Origin of the sequence: Streptomyces sp. NPDC088812 (assembly GCF_044750285.1) — a bacterium.
GTDB lineage: Bacteria > Actinomycetota > Actinomycetes > Streptomycetales > Streptomycetaceae > Streptomyces.
In genome coordinates, this window is sequence record NZ_JBIVJP010000055.1 from 1 (window position 1) to 2,696 (window position 2,696).

Sequence of the window (2,696 nt, forward strand, 5' to 3'; positions counted from 1 at the left end):
AGGCGTCGGCCAGGTGCGTGCCGTGGGGGTCCACGATGTCGGCGCGGATCGTGCCGTCCTGGTTGGCGTGGAAGAAGAGGAAGTCCGGTCGTAGCGCCTGCCACTGGCCGGTGCCGTCCTGGAACGGGATCGCCAAAGACTGCTTGGAGGCCCGGGAGGGGTTGCGGTACCAGCCCCGGAAGGAGGGCTCGGCGGCTTCGGAGTCCAGCACCTGCCGCTCCCAGGTGTTCAGGTCCACAGGCATGGTGCCGTCCTCGGCGGCCATCAAATGCAGGGTGCGTCTCTGCAGAGGACGCTCGCTGCCATCAGGGAGGCGCTCCTGCTGGTCGGCCTGGGTCAACCTCGGGCGGGTCAGGTCCACACGTTCAGGCCGACGGGCCATCTCCCGCACCCGGTCATACACTGCCTGGCGCTCATCGGTCAGGCCGTTGATCTGCACGCGGTACTGGCTCAGCCAGTCCTGCACGAGCTTGTCGGCCTTGGCCTCCAGATCGGCGACGACCTCGGAGGTGCGGGCCAGGGAGGCGATGATGATGTCTCCTTCGCGCAGGTCGAGATCCTCTTCGTCCTCGGGGACGATGTGATCGATGTAGGCCCCGGCGATCCAGCCGGTGAGGGTGCGGGCCGCCGCGGCAGCGGCCTCCTCGATGGCCCGGTCATCGGCCAACAGTTCCAGGCTGGTGGTGCTCAGGGTTGTGGTTCCCATTCGGCCGGTCAGCCGCTGGGCCGACAGGGTGAGCACATCCTGGCGGGCCGCGGCGATCTGCTCGGAGTACTGGACCCTGCATCCGTCCAGGAGCTTGCACATCGTGTGCGCGGCGGTCTTGACCGCCCCGGGCAGCAGCCCATCGTGGGAGAGGGCATTGGCCAGGATGTCCAGGCGCTTGAGCGGTTTGGTGGCGCCCTGGGGGATGTTCATCGAGGGCAGGGCGTCGAACACCGCCCACACGTCTTCTCCCACCGCCGGGTTCGGTGTCAGGGTGACCGGGTCGAACAGCACCCGCCGGGCGGATGCGCCGGCGGGATCGGAAGTGGTGTCGTCCATGTCGGACTGTCCGCGCATCAAGGTCTGGGCGATGGCGGTGGAGGTGGTCTTGTCGAAGTGGGGCAGGAAGCAGTCGATGGAGTTGAGCACTTCGTTGCCCGGGATGCGTCGGGCCAGGGGGGTACGGACCATCCGGCCCAGCAGCTGGTGGACGTAGGTGGCGTCCTTGTAGGTGCGGAAGGACATCAGCACCTCCGCCCTGGGGCAGTCCCATCCGGTGGAGATCGCCTCCATGGCCAGCAGCACCCGGACGTGCGTGGTCTCCTGCACGCGCTGTGGGGCGATGTAGTTGACGATCTGGCCGGGCAGGTGCCGGTCCGTGTGGGTGCCGAAGACGTGGGCGATGTCCTGGGGCCGTAGCTCGGGCCACTCCTGGTGGATGACATCCAGGATCCGTGAGAGGTGCTCGTCGCTGGGTTTGTCTGCGACCTGCACGACCAGTAGCGGCACCACCGGGTTCGGTTCGCCCTGCTCGGCGGCGTAGGCCGCCCAGGCTCTGGTGGAGGCCTTCGTGCGGGCCACGGCCTCGCGCAACAGCGTGGTGTCGAAGGCGCCGGCTTCCTCGGGGATGGTGAGGACAACATCGTCCTTGAGCAGCCCGGAGGTCTGCACGAGCGCGGGGTCGACCTGCACGGGGGAGAGCGCGTCCCGGTCTGTGGCGTGGGCCATGGCCTGGGTGAAGCGTTCCACGGTGGCGGAGATCCCGAGCACGATCGGCATAGCCGGGGCCAGGGCGGTGCCGTTGATCAGGCGCTGGACGATGGTGGCCCGTTCCTGGTCGTTCTTCTTGGTGGTCTTCATGCCCCGGTGGGCCTCGTCCAAGATGAAGTACAGGGTTCGTCCGGGGGTGGCCACGGTGTTGGCGATGACGTCGTAGATGGTCCGCTGGGCCATGTCGGGGGCGGCCATCACCGGGGTGGCAGCGTTGGTGGGGTCCTGGGCCCCGCGCACCAGGCGGGCTCCTTCGCGCAGCTTCTGGGCGTTGAGGAAGTACACCTGGCCGGGGGCGAAGGTGGTCTCGGCGAAAGAGTTCTCCACGGTGCGCAGCCGACCGTCGAGCTCGGAGGATGCGGCATGGATCCGGGAGCGGGACTGATCATTCAGGTCTGGGTAGTCGGAGAACCAGAGAACGGTGGCGCCGGGGTCGGGGGCGATGTCCTCGGTGTACTGGTCGGAGCCGAAGAACAGGGCCTCGATGATGGCCGCGGCCATCACCGTCTTGCCGGCCCCGGTGGCCGCGGCCAGGGAGAACTGGGACAGGACGCCGTCGTCCTGGTAGTTCTTCCTGGCCCGATGCAGCCGGTTCAGGACCTGCTCGACGGCCTGGGCCTGGTAGTCCTTGAGGGTGTAACGCATGGGGGTCAGGCCCTCCGGTTGATCTGGAAGTTGTGCAGGTAGGACTCGTACAGGCGCACCGCGGTGGTGTGTTGAGGCAGCTGTCGGGCCACGGACTGGAAGGCCACCTCGGAGTCGGTCACGATGAACGCCATCCCTACCTGGGGGTCAGCCTCTAGGGCGGCCAAGAACTCGGGGGCGTGGTCTATGTCCTCGAGCACCCCGTAGGCCTGAGCCACATCCCAGCCCCGTTCCGGAAGGCTGGAGATGATGCGACCGCGAGAGCCGGCCTTGAGCCAGAGCATCGGCGCAATCC

2 protein-coding genes are annotated in these 2,696 nt (G+C 67.7%); both read right to left on the bottom strand.

What is annotated here, in order from left to right; genetic code table 11:
* A partial coding sequence (locus ACIP67_RS43075; protein WP_401700151.1) for a DEAD/DEAH box helicase occupies window positions 1–2,401 on the bottom strand: 2,401 nt, incomplete at its 3' end.
* A gap of 5 nt (window positions 2,402–2,406) precedes the next feature.
* The coding region (locus ACIP67_RS43080) for a hypothetical protein (protein ID WP_401700153.1) at window positions 2,407–2,696 on the bottom strand (290 nt) is incomplete at its 5' end.